The following is a 15,562-nucleotide window of genomic DNA, read 5'->3' as shown; positions in this document are numbered from 1 at the left end:
CGGCACATGACTGACCTTGACCCGGAAGACAAAAAGATCATCACCCTGGCCCGCTCCGCCCGGGCCCGGAACGGTGTCACCGAGGGTGCGGCCGTCCGCGACGAGACCGGCCGCACCTACGTGGCCGGCACCGTCGCCCTGGAGTCGCTGCAGCTGTCGGCGCTCCAGACGGCCGTGGCGATGGCCGTGGCCAGCGGCGCGCGCGGCCTGGAGGCGGCCGCCGTGGTCTCCGAGGCCGAGCAGCCCGCCGCGGCCGACCTGGCCGCCGTCCGGGACCTGGGCGGGGCCGGCACGCCGGTGCTGCTGGCCGGGCCGGACGGAGAGCTGAAGGTCGCCGCCAAGGCGGAGTGAGCGCCAGGGCCGAGTGAGACGGTGGGCACACCCCCTCCAGGTCGATAGTCTGACCGGGAGGGGGTGTTGTGCTGTGGGGGCACTGGGATTCTTCGCCGCGCTGCTGGTCGTGGTGATGGGAATGGGGCGCTGGGAGGAGACCGGCTCGCCCTGGTGGCTGGGCGGCTCGATCGCGCTCTTCGTGCTGACGCTGATCGGCGGGCTGACCTCGCGGCGCGGGCGCCGCTAGCGATCAGGGAGAATGGTGGGCATGAGTGCCCCTTCCACCCCGTACCGTTCCGGGTTCGCGTGCTTCGTCGGCCGCCCCAACGCGGGCAAGTCGACCCTGACCAACGCGCTGGTCGGGACGAAGGTCGCGATCACCTCCGACCGTCCGCAGACCACCCGCCACACCGTGCGCGGGGTCGTCCACCGCCCCGATTCGCAGCTGGTGCTGGTCGACACGCCCGGTCTGCACAAGCCGCGCACCCTGCTGGGCGAGCGGCTCAACGACCTCGTCCGCTCGACCTGGGCCGAGGTCGACGTGATCGGCTTCTGCCTGCCCGCCGACCAGAAGCTCGGCCCCGGCGACAAGTTCATCGCCAAGGAGCTCGCCGAGGTCAAGAAGACCCCCAAGGTGGCCATCGTCACCAAGACCGACCTGGTCGACTCCAAGAAGCTGGCCGAGCAGCTGATCGCCGTCCAGCAGCTGGGCGTCGAGCTCGGCATCGAGTGGGCGGAGATCATCCCGGTCTCGGCCGTCGGCGACAGCCAGGTGCAGCTGGTCGGCGATCTGATCACCAAGCTGCTCCCCGAGGGCCCGCCGCTCTACCCGGACGGTGACCTCACCGACGAGCCCGAGCAGATCATGGTCGCCGAGCTGATCCGCGAGGCCGCCCTGGAGGGCGTCCGGGACGAGCTCCCGCACTCGCTGGCCGTGGTGGTCGAGGAGATGATCCCCCGCGAGGGCCGCCCGGCCGACCGGCCGCTGCTCGACATCCACGCCAACGTCTACATCGAGCGGCAGAGCCAGAAGGCCATCGTGATCGGCGCCAAGGGCGCCCGGCTCAAGCACGTCGGCTCCACCGCCCGCAAGCACATCGAGGCCCTCCTTGGCACCCCGGTCTTCCTCGACCTGCACGTCAAGGTGGCCAAGGACTGGCAGCGCGACCCGAAGCAGCTGCGCAAGCTCGGCTTCTGAGCCGTCAGCGGATCACTGCGGCCGGCCCTCGCGCAGCACCAGGGAGACCAGCTCCCGCTGCGCGTCGGTCAGCGCCGGGTCGGCGCAGTGCACGGTGCGGCCGTCCACGGTGATCTCGTAGTGGAACCCGTCCGGCACCCCGTACGAGGGTGCACGCAGCCCGCCGGCCACCGCCTCGCGGGCGAGCGCGTGCACGTGCGGGGCGTCGGCCCGCTCGTCGGTGTCCAACTCGGCGCGGAGGGTGCGGCCGGCGAAGCCGCCGGTGCGGGTCACCTGGATCTGCATGGTCGCCAGTCTGTGAGGAAGTGACGGTGGGGGTGCGGTTCTTCACGGAGTATGCGCGAGTGCCACCCGCTCGTGCAGCACTCGCGCACACTCGCTGACGGATCGTCACCCGGCGCTCAGGTGGCGCTGACCCCCACCTGCGACCAGGCGGCGATCACCGTGGTGGCCACCGAGGCGTCGGTGTACCGGGCCCGGGCGGCGGCCACCGTGGCCTGGGCGAAGGCGGCGAAGTCGCAGTTGTGCGCCAGCGTGCCGCCGGTCAGCGTGTCGTACCAGATCTGCCCGGCCCGCTCCCAGGCGTTGCCGCCGAGCGCGGTGGCCAGCAGGTAGAAGGCGTGGTTGGGGATGCCCGAGTTGATGTGCACCCCGCCCTCGTCGTCGGAGGTGTCCACGTAGTCGCTGAGGTTCGCCGGCTGCGGGTCCTTGCCGAGCTTGGGGTCGTCGTAGGCGGTGCCGGGGGCCTTCATCGAGCGCAGCGCCACGCCCTGGATGCCGGGCGCGAGCAGCCCGGCGCCGATCAGCCAGTCCGCCTCGGCGGCGGACTGCCGCAGCGCGTACTGCTTGACCAGCGACCCGAACACGTCGGAGCAGGACTCGTTGAGCGCGCCGGACTGGTCCTGGTAGTCCAGGCCGGCGCTGTACTGGGTGACCCCGTGCGTCAACTCGTGGCCGATCACGTCCACCGAGACGGTGAAGTCGTTGAAGATCACGCCGTCCCCGTCGCCGAAGACCATCCGGGAGCCGTCCCAGAACGCGTTGTCGTACTTCACCCCGTAGTGGACGGTCGCGTCCAGGGCCAGCCAGTTTCCGTCGATCGAGTGACGGCCGTAGACGTCCTGGTACAGCGCGAAGGTGTCACCCAGGGCGTCGTAGGCCCGGTTGACGGAGCCGTCCGCCACCGGCGCGCCGCCCTCCTTGCGGACGGTGGCGCCGGGGGTCTTCTGGGTGTGGTGGGCGTCCCCGATGATCCGGGTCAGCTGGTGGGCCGGGGCCTTGACGGGCAGGGCCGTCAGGCGGGCGGCGCGGTGCGCGGCGTCCAGTGCGAGGGAGCGCTGCGCGGGCTCGTGCCCCTGCTCGGCGAGGTGGTCGAGCACGTAGGGCGGGACGATGCTGCAGAGGTGCGCGGCAGGTGTCATGTCGCCAAGCGTGAGGCATCGGTGACCAGTTGTCACGACTCGGGTCGTCCAGCGGTCGTCTCAAAGGGTGGAATGGTGGCCGGGTTCACGGCCCGTGACCGGTGAGGTGGGTTACGCTGGGACACATCATGCGTGCCTGGCTGCTTCTTCTTAGCTGCCGCGGCGAGGGCCTGTAGACCACGAAGGCCGGCTCCCTCGCCGCGGGGATCGTGCTGTGCCCGTACGCGCATCAGAGCTGATGCCTCACCGAGCGGCGCAGTAGTCGGCCGAGTCGGGTGTCCACCACCCCGACCTCAGCCCGCACCAATCGACGGAAGCCGAGAGTCTCTCCATGACCGAGCAGTCCTCCATCGCCCGCGCCTTCACCGACCGCCCCACCCCGATCACCGCCGCCTCGGTGCGCCAGCGGCCCTCCGGGATGCCGTTCCAGCGGTACGTACCGTTCGGCACCGTGGACCTGCCGGACCGCACCTGGCCGAGCAAGGTCATCACGCAGGCCCCGCGCTGGCTCTCCACCGACCTGCGGGACGGCAACCAGGCGCTGATCGACCCGATGTCGCCGGCCCGCAAGCGCAAGATGTTCGACCTGCTGGTGAAGCTGGGCTACAAGGAGATCGAGGTCGGCTTCCCGTCCTCGGGCGCCACCGACTTCGACTTCGTCCGCTCGCTGATCGAGGGCGACGCGATCCCCGAGGACGTCACCATCTCGGTGCTGACCCAGGCCCGCGAGGACCTGATCGAGCGCACCGTGGAGTCGCTGCGCGGCGCGCCCCGGGCCACCGTGCACCTGTACAACGCGACGTCGCCGCTGTTCCGCCGGGTGGTCTTCAAGGGCTCCCGCGAGGACATCAAGGCGATCGCCACCGACGGCACCCGCCTGGTGATGGAGTACGCCGACAAGATCCTGGGCTCCGGCAGCGACTCGACTGTCCTCGGCTACGAGTACTCGCCCGAGATCTTCATCGACACCGAGCTGGACTTCGCGCTGGAGGTCTGCGAGGCGGTGATGGACGTCTGGCAGCCGGGTGAGGGCCGCGAGATCATCCTGAACCTGCCGACCACGGTCGAGCGCTCCACCCCGAACGTCTACGCCGACAAGATCGAGTGGATGTCGCGGAACCTGTCCCGCCGCGAGTACGTCTGCCTCTCCACCCACCCGCACAACGACCGCGGCACCGGCGTGGCCTCGGCTGAGCTGGCGGTCATGGCCGGTGCGGACCGGGTCGAGGGCTGCCTGTTCGGCCAGGGCGAGCGGACCGGCAACCTGGACCTGGTCAACGTCGGGATGAACCTGTTCTCCCAGGGCGTGGACCCGATGATCGATTTCTCCGACATCGACGAGATCCGCCGCACCGCCGAGTACTGCAACCAGATGCCGGTGCCCGAGCGCCACCCCTACGCCGGCGACCTGGTCTACACCTCCTTCTCCGGCTCGCACCAGGACGCGATCAAGAAGGGCTTCGACGCCCTGGAGGCCGACGCGGCCGCGGCCGGCGTGCCGGTGGGCGAGTACACCTGGGGCGTGCCGTACCTGCCGATCGACCCGAAGGACGTCGGCCGCTCCTACGAGGCCGTCATCCGGGTCAACTCGCAGTCCGGCAAGGGCGGCATCGCGTACGTCCTGAAGAACGACCACAAGCTGGACCTGCCGCGCCGGATGCAGATCGAGTTCTCGAAGATCATCCAGACCAAGACCGACGCCGAGGGCGGCGAGGTCACCCCGGCCGCGATCTGGGGCGTCTTCCAGGACGAGTACCTGCCCACCCCGGCGAACCCCTGGGGCCGGGTCAGCCTGCACGGCTCGCGCAGCCTGACCACCGAGGACGGCCGCGACCAGCTGACCACCGAGGCCGTGGTGGACGGCACCCCGGTCACCCTGACCGGTACCGGCAACGGCCCGGTCTCCGCCTTCGGCGACGCGCTGGCCCGGATCGGCGTGGACGTACGGGTGCTGGACTACGCCGAGCACGCGCTGAGCGAGGGCGGCGACGCCCAGGCCGCCGCGTACGTGGAGTGCGCCGTGGACGGCAAGGTGCTGTGGGGCGTCGGGATCGACTCCAACACCGTGCTGGCCTCGCTCAAGGCGATGGTGAGCGCCGTCAACCGGGCGCAGCGGGGCTGACCTGGGCGGGTGACGGAAGGGTCTGGTGTGGCGCGGAACTGATGTGTTCCGCGCCACACTTTTACCCGTTCGGGGTGCTGACACATTCCCTTAACCGTGGCAGCATCTATCCACCGGTTACCGGGGTCGGTGGGACGGCTCCGTGGCTCCGGTCGCGTGACCTGCCCACTGTCGAGCAGGCCGCCTGCCATGTCTGGGGAGTTGGCGCCGTGACAGGGTTGTGGGGTGTTCGCCCTCGGTGGCGGACGGACGTCCTCGGTGAGTTCTTCTGCCCGGGCTGTGGTGGGGATCGCAACTACCGTCGGCAGCACGGCCGGCGGTGGCTGCGGTTGGTCGGCACTCCGGTCCTTCCGGTCGGTCCGGTGCTGGGCAGTGTGCAGTGCACCAACTGCCACGGCAGGTACGGTGTGGAAACTCTGGAGCAGCTCACCTGCGTGCGGCTTGCGTCCATGCTGCGCGACGCCCAGTACACCGTCGCGCTGACCGCCCTGGCGGCCGGCGGCACCGGTGGCCGGGCCGCCCGGGAGGCCGCCTGCGCGGTGGTCCGGGAGGCCGGCTTCGAGGACTCGAGCGAGGGGCACGTGCTGGCCGCGCTGGCCGCGCTCTCCGGCGAGGGCGGTGAGGCCCCGGTCGACCTGGACGAGGCCGGCCACGGCCTGGTGGTCGAACTCCACGCCGCCCTGGAGCCGTTGGCCCCGCACCTGGCCCAGCAGGGCCGCGAGCGGCTGCTGCTGCAGGGCGCCTGGATCGCCCTCGCGGACGGCCGCTACCTCCCGCAGGAGCGCACCGCACTGGCGGCCGTGGGCCGCTGCCTCAAACTCCCGGAGAGCCGGGTCGACGAACTCATGGAGCTGGCCACCAGCGCCCCGCACTGACCCTCGGTAGATCCCGCGGTCCTCTGTGGACCCCCACGGGCCGGGCCCGATTCCCCCCTCGGGGCCCGCCGTCACCCGCACCTGCGGTGTCCCCCCACGGACCTGGGTGCGGGCGGACGGCTGTGCTCCTCCGGTGGGGGCTCCCGGTCCGGCGGTGGTCCTCGATGCGGGACAATGGTGGGATGGTCACTCTGCTTGCCGGCTCCGCCGCTCTGCTTGCGGGCTGCGCCACGCTGGCTGTCGGCTCCGCCGCTCTGTTTGCGGACTGCGCGCGATGAGCCTCGTCCGCGACGACGGCGTCGTGCTGCGCGTGCAGAAGCTCGGCGAGGCCGACCGCATCATCACCCTGCTCACCCGCCAGCACGGCAAGGTGCGGGCGGTGGCCCGGGGCATCCGCAAGACCAAGTCCAAGTTCGGCGCGCGGCTTGAGCCGTTCTCCCACGTGGACGTGCAGTTCTTCAGCCGGGGCACCGAACTGGTCGGCCGCTCGATGCCGCTCTGCACCCAGGTCGAGACCATCGCCCCCTACGGCGGCACCATCGTCACCGACTACGGCCGCTACACCGCGGGCACCGCGATGCTGGAGACGGCCGAGCGCTTCGCCGAGAACGAGGGCGAGCCGGCCGTCCAGCAGTACCTGCTGCTGGTCGGCGCACTGCGCACGCTGGCCCAGGGCCTGCACGAGTCGCACCTGGTGCTGGACGCCTTCCTACTCCGTTCGCTGGCCGTCAACGGCTACGGCGCCAGCTTCACCAACTGCGCCAAGTGCGGCCTGGAGGGCCCGAACCGCTTCTTCTCGCTGCAGGCGGGCGGGGTGCTCTGCGGGGACTGCCGGGTACCGGGAAGTGCCGTACCCTCCCCTGAGACACTGGTACTGCTCGGCGCACTGCTGTCCGGCGACTGGCACACGGCCGACAGCTGCGAGCCGCGGTACTGGCGGGAGGGCAGCGGTCTGGTCGCCGCCTACTTGCAGTGGCACCTGGAGCGGGGCATCCGCTCGATGAGATACGTGGAGAAGTGAGCACCATGGCAGCGCGACGGCTCTTCGGCAGCAAGCAGCGGGACTACGTGCCCCCGACCCCGCACCCGAGCGGTGCCCGGCCGCCGAAGCTCCCCGGCGAGCTGGTGCCGAACCACGTCGCGATCGTGATGGACGGCAACGGCCGCTGGGCCAAGGAGCGCGGGCTGCCGCGCACCGAGGGCCACAAGATCGGCGAGTCGGTGGTGCTCGACGTGCTCAAGGGCGCGATCGAACTGGGCGTGAAGAACGTCTCGCTGTACGCCTTCTCCACCGAGAACTGGAAGCGCTCGCCGGACGAGGTGAAGTTCCTGATGAACTTCAACCGGGACGTGATCCGCCGCCGCCGCGACGAGATGGACGCGATGGGCGTCCGGATCCGCTGGGCCGGTCGGATGCCCAAGCTGTGGAAGAGCGTGGTGCAGGAGCTCCAGGTCGCCGAGGAGCAGACCAAGGGCAACGACGCCGTCACCCTCTACATGTGCGTCAACTACGGTGGCCGGGCCGAGATCGCGGACGCCACCGCGGCCATCGCCCGCGACGTGGCCGCCGGGAAGCTCGACCCGGCCAAGGTCGGTGAGAAGACCCTGGCCAAGTACATGTACCACCCGGACATGCCGGACGTGGACCTCTTCCTGCGGCCGAGCGGCGAGCAGCGGACGTCCAACTTCCTGCTCTGGCAGAGTGCTTACGCCGAGTTCGTGTTCCAGGACGTGCTCTGGCCGGACTTCGACCGGCGTGACCTGTGGCGGGCCTGCGAGCAGTTCGCGATGCGGGACCGCCGGTTCGGCGGGGCGATCCCGAACGAGGTGGCGGCGGAGCTGCCCGCTCAGCGCTGATCTTTTCAGGGGCGCGGGGAACTGCGCGACCAGCCGCGCAGGAGGTGCATGGTCGGCAGCGCAGTTCCCCGCGCCCCTTGCGTCAGTGGTCGGCCTTGGCGGCGCATTCTCCGCAGGTGCCGAAGATCTCCAGCGTGTGCGCGATGTCGCTGTAGCCGTGCTCCGCGGCCACCGCGTTGGCCCAGCGCTCCACGGCCGGGCCCTCGACCTCGACGGTGGCGCCGCAGTGGCGGCAGACCAGGTGGTGGTGGTGACCGCTGCTGCACCGGCGGTAGACGGCCTCGCCGTCGGCCGTCCGCAGCACGTCCACCTCGCCGGCCTCGGCCAGCGACTGGAGGGTGCGGTAGACGGTGGTCAGGCCGACCGAGTCGCCCCGGTGCTTGAGCATGTCGTGCAGCTCCTGGGCGCTGCGGAAGTCCTCGATCTCGTCCAGGGCCGCCGAGACGGCGGCACGCTGCCGAGTGGATCGGGCGCGCGGCGACGGGCCTGCGGTGGTCACCGTGGGTCCTCCTGGAAGTGGGGGCTTTTCGCACATCATTGTGCCAGCCCCCGACTTGGCACCGGGTCCTCCCGGCCGGAACGGTCCGTTCCGGCGCCCTCACGCTGTTCCGGCAGTGTCACGTCGCAGACGGTGGGGCCGGCCGGGGTGGCCGCCCGGTGGCGGCGCCGGGCCAGCGGGGCGGCGATGGCGCTGAACACGGCGAAGACGGCGATCGCGAGCAGCACGATGGCCGGGCCGGAGGGGATGTCGGCCTGGTAGGAGCCGGCCACGCCGGCCAGCGAGACGACCACGCCGAGCCCGATCGCGGCGGCCTGGGTGGCGGCGAAGGAGCGGGTGAGCTGCTGGGCGGCGGCCACCGGGACCACCATCAGCGCGCTGACCAGCAGCAGGCCGACCACCCGCATCGCCACGGTCACCGTGACGGCGGCCATCACGGCCAGCAGCAGGTTGAGCACCCGCACCGGGATGCCGGTGACGCGGGCGAACTCCTCGTCCTGGCAGATCGCGAAGAGCTGGCGGCGCAGCCCGAGGGTGACGGCGATCACCACCGCGCCGAGCACGGCGATGGTGGCCAGGTCGCCGGGGGAGACGGTGAGGATCGAGCCCCACAGGTAGCTCTCCAGGCTGCCGCTGCCGGCCTGCGCGCTCACGCTGACCAGTAGCTTCCCGCAGGCCATGCCGCCGTAGAAGAGCATCGCGAGGGCGATGTCGCCCCGGTTGTTGCCGCGGGCGCGGACCAGCTCCATGACCACGGCGCCGAGCACGCAGACCACCACGGCCATCCAGACCGGGCTGGTCTGGAAGAGGAAGCCGAGGCCCACACCGGTCAGCGCGACGTGGCCGATGCCGTCGCCCATCAGCGCCTGGCGCCGCTGCACCAGGTAGATGCCCACGGCGGGGGCGGTGATCCCGACCAGGACGGCGGCCAGCAGGGCCCGCTGCATGAAGTCGTAACTCAGCATCTCGGTCATGCCAGCAGTCCAGGGGTGTTGGTGGAGCGGTGGTCGTCGGCGTGTGGGTGCACGTGGTCGTGGCCGGGGAGGGCGTGCTGCCCGGCGCTCGGCGGTGGCGGGCCGTCGTGCGCGACGCAGCCGTCGCGCAGCACCACGGCCCGATCGATCAGCGGCTCCAGCGGGCCGAGTTCGTGCAGCACGAGGAGGACGGCGGCGCCCCGGGCCACCTCGGTCCGCAGGGTGTCGGCCAGCACCTGCTGGCTGGCCATGTCCACCCCGGCCATCGGCTCGTCCATGATCAGCAGGTCGGGCACGCCGACCAGCGCGCGGGCGATCAGCACCCGCTGGTGCTGGCCGCCGGAGAGGGCGGCCACGCCGTCCTCGGCCCGGTCCAGCATCCCCACCGCCGCGAGCGCCCGGTCCACGGCGGCCCGGTCCCGCCGCCGGAACGGCAGCATCCGGTGCAGCGGCAGCCGCCCGGTGGAGACCACCTCGCGGACGGTGGCCGGCACTCCGGCGGCGGCCGTGGTGCGCTGCGGCACGTAGCCGATCCGCTGCCACTGCCGGAACCTGCCGTACGGGGTGCCGAACAGCTCCAGCCCGCCCTGGTCCAGCCCGACCGAGCCGATCACGGTCTTGACGGTGGTGGACTTGCCCGAGCCGTTGGCCCCGAGCAGGGCGACGACCTCGCCCTGGCGGACGGTCAGGTCGACCCCGCGCAGCACCGGCCGGCCGCCGAGCGAGGCCACCGCGCCGCGGAGGCTGACGACGGTCTCGGGCGAGCCGCCGGGGGTGGTGGTGGGGCGCGGGGCCTCGACTGTGACGGAGCTCATGGGTGGTGTCCCCTCGGCAGGTGGGCGGTGCGGGTGCTGCGGCGGTGACGCCGCAGCGCGGTGCTGCAGGTGCTGCGCGGTGGTGCGGGTGCTGCGCGGCGGTGTTGGTGCGGCGCGGTGGTGCGGGTGCGGCGCGGTGGTGCGGGTGCTGCGCGGCGGTGTTGGTGCGGCGGCGGTCGTACGGCGGAGTTGTTGCGGAAGTGTTGGTGCGGGTGAGGGGCGGGTGTCAGCTGGCGGGGGCGCCGAGGGCGGCCTTCAGGTTGGCCAGGTTCTGCCGCATGACCGAGAAGTAGTCGGCCTTGCCCGGGTCCTTGATGCCCTCGAGCGGGTCGAGCACGGCGGTCTTGAGGTTCAGGTCCTTGGCGACGGTCTCGGCGAGCTTGGGGCTGACCAGGGTCTCGAAGAAGATCGTGGTCACGCCGTTCTGCTTGGCGGCCTTCTGGATCTCGGCGAGGCGGGCCGGGGTGGGCTCGGACTCGGGGTCGACGCCGTTGATCGCGATCTGCTCCAGGCCGTAGCGGTCGGCGAGGTAGCCGAAGGCGGCGTGGCTGGTGACGAAGGTCTTGGTCTTGGCGTCCTTCAGGCCCGCCTGGAACTCCTTGTCCAGGGTGCCGAGCTTGCCGACCAGCTCGTCGGTGTTCTTCTGGTAGTCGGCGGCGTGGGACGGGTCGGCCTTGGCCAGCTCGCTGCCGACGCTCTTCGCCACGGCGGCGTAGCGGGTCGGGTCCAGCCAGATGTGCGGGTCGCCCTGGCCGTGGCTGTGGCCGTCGTGGGCCTGGGCGTCCTGGCCGGTCTCGACCTCCCCCTCGTCGAGGTGGTGGTCGACCAGCGGGGAGGCGGCGGTCGCGTCCACCTTGTACTTGGTGCCGGCCTGCGCGACGGCCTGGTCCACGGTGGGCTGGAGGCCCTTGAGGTAGAGGACCACGTCGGCCTTCTGGACCGTGCCGACCTGCTTGGCGGTCAGCTCCAGGTCGTGCGGCTCGACGCCGGCGGCGGTGAGGTCGGTGACGTGCACGTGGTCGCCGCCGATCTGCTCGGCGAGGTGCTCCATCGGGTAGAAGGACGCGACGACGTCGAGCTTGCCGCTGCCCTTGCCACCCTTGCCGCCGTCCGCCGCGCTGCTCGCGCCCCCGCAGGAGGTGAGCGCCAGGGCGCCCACCAGGGCGGTGGCGGCCATGGCTATCGCGGCGGAACGGCGATTCTGGGTGCGGGGCAGTCGAAGCATCATGACAACCATTCTCATCTTAAATGGAAATGATTGTCAACTCACTCGAACGGGGGACGCTTGGCCCGCTGGTCTCCGCCAGGGCGAAACCGATTTGAACCCCCTCCCCACGTGCCCGGTAACCTGAGGTATTCGGGTGCGTGCAACCAGCCGCGCCTTGACCGTGCCGTCGTACCGGGTACGACGTCGTACTGAAGAGAGCACTGTGGCAGCCGACAAGATCGACACGATCGTCAGCCTGAGCAAGCGCCGTGGCTTCGTCTATCCCTGCAGCGAGATCTACGGCGGCACCCGTGCCGCCTGGGACTACGGACCACTGGGCGTCGAGCTCAAGGAGAACATCAAGCGCCAGTGGTGGCGTGCGATGGTCACCGCTCGTGAGGACGTCGTCGGACTTGACTCGTCGGTGATCCTGGCCCGCGAGGTCTGGGAGGCCTCCGGCCACGTCGCGACCTTCAACGACCCGCTGACCGAGTGCACCTCCTGCCACAAGCGCTACCGCGCGGACCACCTGGAGGAGGCGTACGAGGCCAAGCACGGCAAGCTGCCGGCCAACGGCCTCGCCGACATCAACTGCCCGAACTGCGGCAACAAGGGCGCCTTCACGGAGCCCAAGGAGTTCTCGGGCATGCTGAAGACGCACCTCGGTGTCACCGAGGACGCGTCCGGCCTGGCCTACCTCCGCCCGGAGACGGCGCAGGGCATCTTCACCAACTTCAAGGCCGTCCAGACCACCTCGCGCAAGAAGCCGCCGTTCGGCATCGCCCAGGTCGGCAAGAGCTTCCGCAACGAGATCACCCCCGGCAACTTCATCTTCCGCACGCGCGAGTTCGAGCAGATGGAGATGGAGTTCTTCGTCAAGCCGGGCGAGGACGAGCAGTGGCACGAGTACTGGCTCCAGCAGCGCTGGGACTGGTACGTCGACCTCGGTCTGCGCACCGAGAACATGCGCTTCTTCGAGCACCCGAAGGAGAAGCTCTCCCACTACGCCAAGCGCACGGTGGACATCGAGTACCGCTTCAACTTCGGCGGCACCGAGTTCTCCGAGCTCGAGGGCCTCGCCAACCGTACGGACTACGACCTCACCGTGCACAGCGAGCACTCCGGCCAGGACCTCAAGTACTTCGACCAGGAGTCGGGCGAGCGGTACTTCCCGTACGTCATCGAGCCGGCAGCCGGTCTCAACCGCGCCATGCTGGCCTTCCTGCTCGACGCCTACTTCGAGGACGAGGCGCCGAATGCCAAGGGCGTCATGGAGAAGCGCGTCGGCATGCGGCTCGACCCGCGCCTGGCCCCGGTCAAGGTCGCGGTCCTCCCGCTCTCGCGCAACGCCGACCTCTCCCCGAAGGCGCGCGGCCTGGCCGCCGACCTCCGGACGGCCTGGAACGTCGAGTTCGACGACGCCGGCGCCATCGGCAAGCGCTACCGCCGCCAGGACGAGATCGGCACGCCGTTCTGCGTCACCGTCGACTTCGACACCCTCGAGGACAACGCGGTCACCATCCGCGAGCGCGACACCATGGCGCAGGAGCGGGTCTCCCTGGACCAGGTGAAGTCCTACCTGGCCACCCGCCTGATCGGCTGCTGAACCTTCAGCTGCTGAGCCAGCGGCCGCCGGGCCGTTAGTTGCTGAGCCAGCGGCCGCTGGGCCGTCAGCTGCTGAATGCCGGCACGACATCAGCCCCTCCGTGATCGCTTCGCGGAGGGGCTGATGTCGTGCGCGGGCCGGCGGAGGCCGTGCGGTGGTCGGCCCGGACGCTGCTGCCGTCCGGCTGCTCAGGTGTTGGTGGCGGCGAGACGGGTGCGGGCCTCCATCAGGGCGAAGCCGAGCAGGTTGAGCCCGCGCCAGCGGTCGGGGGCGGTGGCCCGGTCGTCGGCGGCGGCGAGCCCGATGCCCCAGAGCCGGTCCATCGGGCTCGCCTCGACCAGGACGCGCTGACCGGTGTTCAGCAGGTAGGTCCGGAGCGCCTCGTCCTGTCCGAACTTGGCCACGTTGCCCGCCACCACCAGCTCGAACCTGGCGGCGGCCCACACCTCGTCCTCGAAGCCCCGCACCAGCCGGCCCAACTTCTTGGCCTCGGCCGGAGTCCGTGCGGCCAGGATCCGCGGCACGATCTCCTCGTCACCGAACAGCCGCGCCTTGCCGGCCATCATCCAGTGCTCGGCGGTCGCGTAGCCCACCCCGTCCACCGTGAACTCGGACGGCCACCACTGGCTGAGTGACCCAGTGCCGATCCGGCCGTCCTGCCGTGGTTGGTGTCCCCAGAAGAGCAGGTACTTCGGCTGCGCGCCTTGCGCCACCAGCGCGGTCAGCTCTTCTCGGGTGCGGGCGTCGGCGGGGTTGAGGGGCTTGGTGGTCGTCATATCGTCATCCTGACATTAACTACTGACAGCGGCCCATCGGTTTTCGCGAGGAGAGTCTTCGCCCTGCGGGGTTTCGGGGTGGGGCGGGCCTTCGGGGTGGGGCGAGCCTTCGAGGGGCGGGCTCTCGTGGGGCGGGCCTTCGGGGGGCGGGCTTTCGGGGTGGGATGGGTGAGGAGTGAGGAGTGAGGTGCTCGGGGTGGGTGGGTGGTGCCGGGATGGTCAGCCGACGCGGCGGGGGAGTCGGCTGCTGAGGGCGAAGATCACGGCGGAGCCGGCCAACTGGATGGCCAGGATCAGGGCGAGGGCGTGGGCGATGCCCAGGGAGGGGGTGAGGGAGATGAACAGGGTGCCGAGGGTGGCCACGCCGAGGGCGAGGCTGGACTGCTGGGTGGTGGCCAGCACCCCGCTGCCGACGCCCGCTCGGGCCACCGGGACCTTGGAGAGCACCACGCGGAACAGCGGGGTGCCGATCAGGCCCTGGCCGATGCCTGCGAGGGCGACGCCCGGGAGCATTCGCAGTGGCGAGAAGTGCGCCCAGTCTGCGAGGACGGTGGCGACCAGGGTGGCCAGGCCCAGGCCCTGGATGACCGCGCCGACCGTGATCACCCGGCTGCCGAACCGGCCGATCAGCCGCGGCCCGCTCAGCGAGGCGAAGAAGTAGCCGACGGCCATCGGCACCAGCGCCCAGCCTGCGGCGACCGGGCCCAAGTGGAGCCCCTGCTGGAGCATGACCGCGATCACGAACATGAACCCGCCGAACCCGGTGAAGTACGGGACGGCGATGCCCAGCCCGCGCCGCATCTCCGGGATCCGCAGCAGGGAGAGCGGCACCAGCGGCACCCGGCCGGTCTGCTCGGAGCTCCGCTCGATCCGCCGCTCGACGAAGAGGAAGGCGGCGGCGAGGAAGGGGGAGGCGCCCAGAAGGAGCCAGGACCAGAGCGGCCAGCCCATCGCGCGTCCCTCCATCAGGGGGACGAAGAGGGCGACCAGGGTGGCGGTGAGCAGCACGGTGCCGGGCAGATCGACCTTGGCGGCCTGGGGCGAGCGGGACTCCGGGACGAAGAACAGCGCGAGCACCACGGTGAGCAGGGCGAAGGGTACGTTCAGGAGGAAGACCGCCCGCCAGCCGCTGCCGAACAGGTCGGCGGAGACCAGCATGCCGCCCAGCACCTGACCGATGACCACCGAGATGCCGCCGACCGCGCCGTAGATGCTGAGGGCCCGGGCCCGCTGCGGACCGTGACCGACCGCGGTGATGGTGGCCAGGACCTGCGGGATCAGCAGGGCGGCCGAGGCTCCCTGTGCGGCCCGGGCCGCGACCAGCGTCCAGGCCGTCGGCGCCACCCCGCAGAGGAGGGAGGTGATCGCGAAGGCGCTGGCCCCGACGATGAACAGCTTCCGGCGCCCGAAGGTGTCGCCGAGCCGGCCACCGAGGACCAGGAGCACGGCGAAGGTGATGCCGTAGCCGGCCGCGACCAGCTCCAGCACGGCGGGCCCCGCCGAGAGGTCGTGGTCGATGGTCGGGAGCGCCACGTTGACGATGAAGAAGTCGAGCATCGGGAGGAAGGCACCGAGGAGCACGGTGATGAGACCGGCGATGCTGAGGCGGGTGACTCCTGCCGGGGCGGGGGATCCGGTGGCCCTGGCGTTGGGCGCGATGGCTGCCGCCGTGGCCGTGGTGGTGGCCGTGGTGGTGGCGGTGGTTGCCGGGATGGGACGGGTGGGCGTCGTTGTCGGGTGGGTGGGGGAGGTGGCGGTGGCGGGTCGGGCCGCCCTGGGCGTTGTCTTGGTGAGCGTTCGCTGCTGGGTCACGACCACTACGATGGCCCCTTCCTTACCCTGGTACCAGACAGTGTTTATCCAGGTATCAGGACTACCT

The 15,562-nt window shown here is 70.9% G+C and carries 16 protein-coding genes; 8 read left to right on the top strand and 8 right to left on the bottom strand.

The window, feature by feature from the left end:
• Positions 1-6: 6 nt before the first annotated feature.
• The 3 genes from CFP65_RS11680 (at position 7) to era (ending at position 1,531) form a co-directional block, all read left to right on the top strand.
• Positions 7-351: a cytidine deaminase gene (locus CFP65_RS11680; protein ID WP_104816042.1), complete on the top strand. Its 345-nt coding sequence runs from the start codon at positions 7-9 to the stop codon at positions 349-351.
• A 73-nt stretch (positions 352-424) separates the two neighbouring features.
• Positions 425-580 carry a hypothetical protein gene (locus tag CFP65_RS38865; RefSeq protein WP_158702140.1) on the top strand — a complete coding sequence of 52 codons (156 nt, stop codon included), beginning with the start codon at positions 425-427 and terminating at the stop codon, positions 578-580.
• A 21-nt stretch (positions 581-601) separates the two neighbouring features.
• Positions 602-1,531: a GTPase Era gene (era, locus tag CFP65_RS11675; protein ID WP_104816041.1), complete on the top strand. Its 930-nt coding sequence runs from the start codon at positions 602-604 to the stop codon at positions 1,529-1,531.
• A gap of 12 nt (positions 1,532-1,543) precedes the next feature.
• Here era and CFP65_RS11670 read toward each other — a convergent pair whose 3' ends face one another.
• On the bottom strand, positions 1,544-1,816 hold the full coding sequence (locus tag CFP65_RS11670) for a protealysin inhibitor emfourin (RefSeq protein ID WP_104816040.1): 273 nt from the start codon (positions 1,814-1,816) through the stop codon (positions 1,544-1,546).
• A 116-nt stretch (positions 1,817-1,932) separates the two neighbouring features.
• Entirely contained in the window at positions 1,933-2,952 is a 1,020-nt protein-coding gene (locus tag CFP65_RS11665) for a M4 family metallopeptidase (protein WP_104816039.1), read from the bottom strand.
• A gap of 331 nt (positions 2,953-3,283) precedes the next feature.
• Between CFP65_RS11665 and leuA the strand changes: the two genes are divergently transcribed.
• The 4 genes from leuA (at position 3,284) to CFP65_RS11645 (ending at position 7,806) form a co-directional block, all read left to right on the top strand.
• A complete protein-coding gene (leuA, locus tag CFP65_RS11660; RefSeq protein ID WP_104816038.1) occupies positions 3,284-5,074 on the top strand; it encodes a 2-isopropylmalate synthase in 1,791 nt (596 codons plus the stop codon).
• A 407-nt stretch (positions 5,075-5,481) separates the two neighbouring features.
• Positions 5,482-5,949 carry a TerB family tellurite resistance protein gene (locus CFP65_RS11655; protein ID WP_371682405.1) on the top strand — a complete coding sequence of 156 codons (468 nt, stop codon included), beginning with the start codon at positions 5,482-5,484 and terminating at the stop codon, positions 5,947-5,949.
• 274 nt (positions 5,950-6,223) lie between these two features.
• Complete coding sequence (gene recO / locus CFP65_RS11650; RefSeq protein ID WP_104816036.1) at positions 6,224-6,970, top strand: DNA repair protein RecO; 747 nt, start codon at positions 6,224-6,226, stop codon at positions 6,968-6,970.
• 5 nt (positions 6,971-6,975) lie between these two features.
• Positions 6,976-7,806 (top strand): isoprenyl transferase, encoded by an 831-nt coding sequence (locus tag CFP65_RS11645; protein ID WP_104820803.1) that lies wholly within the window; start codon positions 6,976-6,978, stop codon positions 7,804-7,806.
• Between the two features lie 82 nt (positions 7,807-7,888).
• On the opposite strand, the gene CFP65_RS11640 is transcribed toward CFP65_RS11645, so the two are convergent.
• The 4 genes from CFP65_RS11640 to CFP65_RS11625 form a co-directional block, all read right to left on the bottom strand.
• On the bottom strand, positions 7,889-8,305 hold the full coding sequence (locus CFP65_RS11640) for a Fur family transcriptional regulator (RefSeq protein WP_104816035.1): 417 nt from the start codon (positions 8,303-8,305) through the stop codon (positions 7,889-7,891).
• A gap of 35 nt (positions 8,306-8,340) precedes the next feature.
• Complete coding sequence (locus tag CFP65_RS11635; RefSeq protein ID WP_371682404.1) at positions 8,341-9,279, bottom strand: metal ABC transporter permease; 939 nt, start codon at positions 9,277-9,279, stop codon at positions 8,341-8,343.
• On the bottom strand, positions 9,276-10,094 hold the full coding sequence (locus CFP65_RS11630; protein WP_104816034.1) for a metal ABC transporter ATP-binding protein: 819 nt from the start codon (positions 10,092-10,094) through the stop codon (positions 9,276-9,278). Before CFP65_RS11630 ends, CFP65_RS11635 begins: the two co-directional genes overlap by 4 nt.
• 226 nt (positions 10,095-10,320) lie before the next feature.
• Entirely contained in the window at positions 10,321-11,322 is a 1,002-nt protein-coding gene (locus tag CFP65_RS11625) for a metal ABC transporter substrate-binding protein (protein ID WP_254552347.1), read from the bottom strand.
• A gap of 202 nt (positions 11,323-11,524) precedes the next feature.
• On the opposite strand from CFP65_RS11625, the gene CFP65_RS11620 reads away from it, so the two are divergent.
• On the top strand, positions 11,525-12,907 hold the full coding sequence (locus CFP65_RS11620; RefSeq protein WP_104816033.1) for a glycine--tRNA ligase: 1,383 nt from the start codon (positions 11,525-11,527) through the stop codon (positions 12,905-12,907).
• A 188-nt stretch (positions 12,908-13,095) separates the two neighbouring features.
• Here CFP65_RS11620 and CFP65_RS11615 read toward each other — a convergent pair whose 3' ends face one another.
• The gene (locus CFP65_RS11615) at positions 13,096-13,683 is read right to left on the bottom strand and encodes an NADAR family protein (RefSeq protein WP_104816032.1); all 588 of its coding nucleotides are present in this window, start codon (positions 13,681-13,683) and stop codon (positions 13,096-13,098) included.
• A gap of 219 nt (positions 13,684-13,902) precedes the next feature.
• Complete coding sequence (locus CFP65_RS11610) at positions 13,903-15,396, bottom strand: MFS transporter (RefSeq protein WP_104820800.1); 1,494 nt, start codon at positions 15,394-15,396, stop codon at positions 13,903-13,905.
• Positions 15,397-15,562 lie beyond the last annotated feature (166 nt).

The sequence above is a fragment of the Kitasatospora sp. MMS16-BH015 genome, from assembly GCF_002943525.1.
Taxonomy (GTDB): Bacteria; Actinomycetota; Actinomycetes; order Streptomycetales; family Streptomycetaceae; genus Kitasatospora.
The sequence above is the reverse complement of the archived record's forward strand: the minus strand, read 5'-3'. Positions and strand labels throughout refer to the sequence as shown.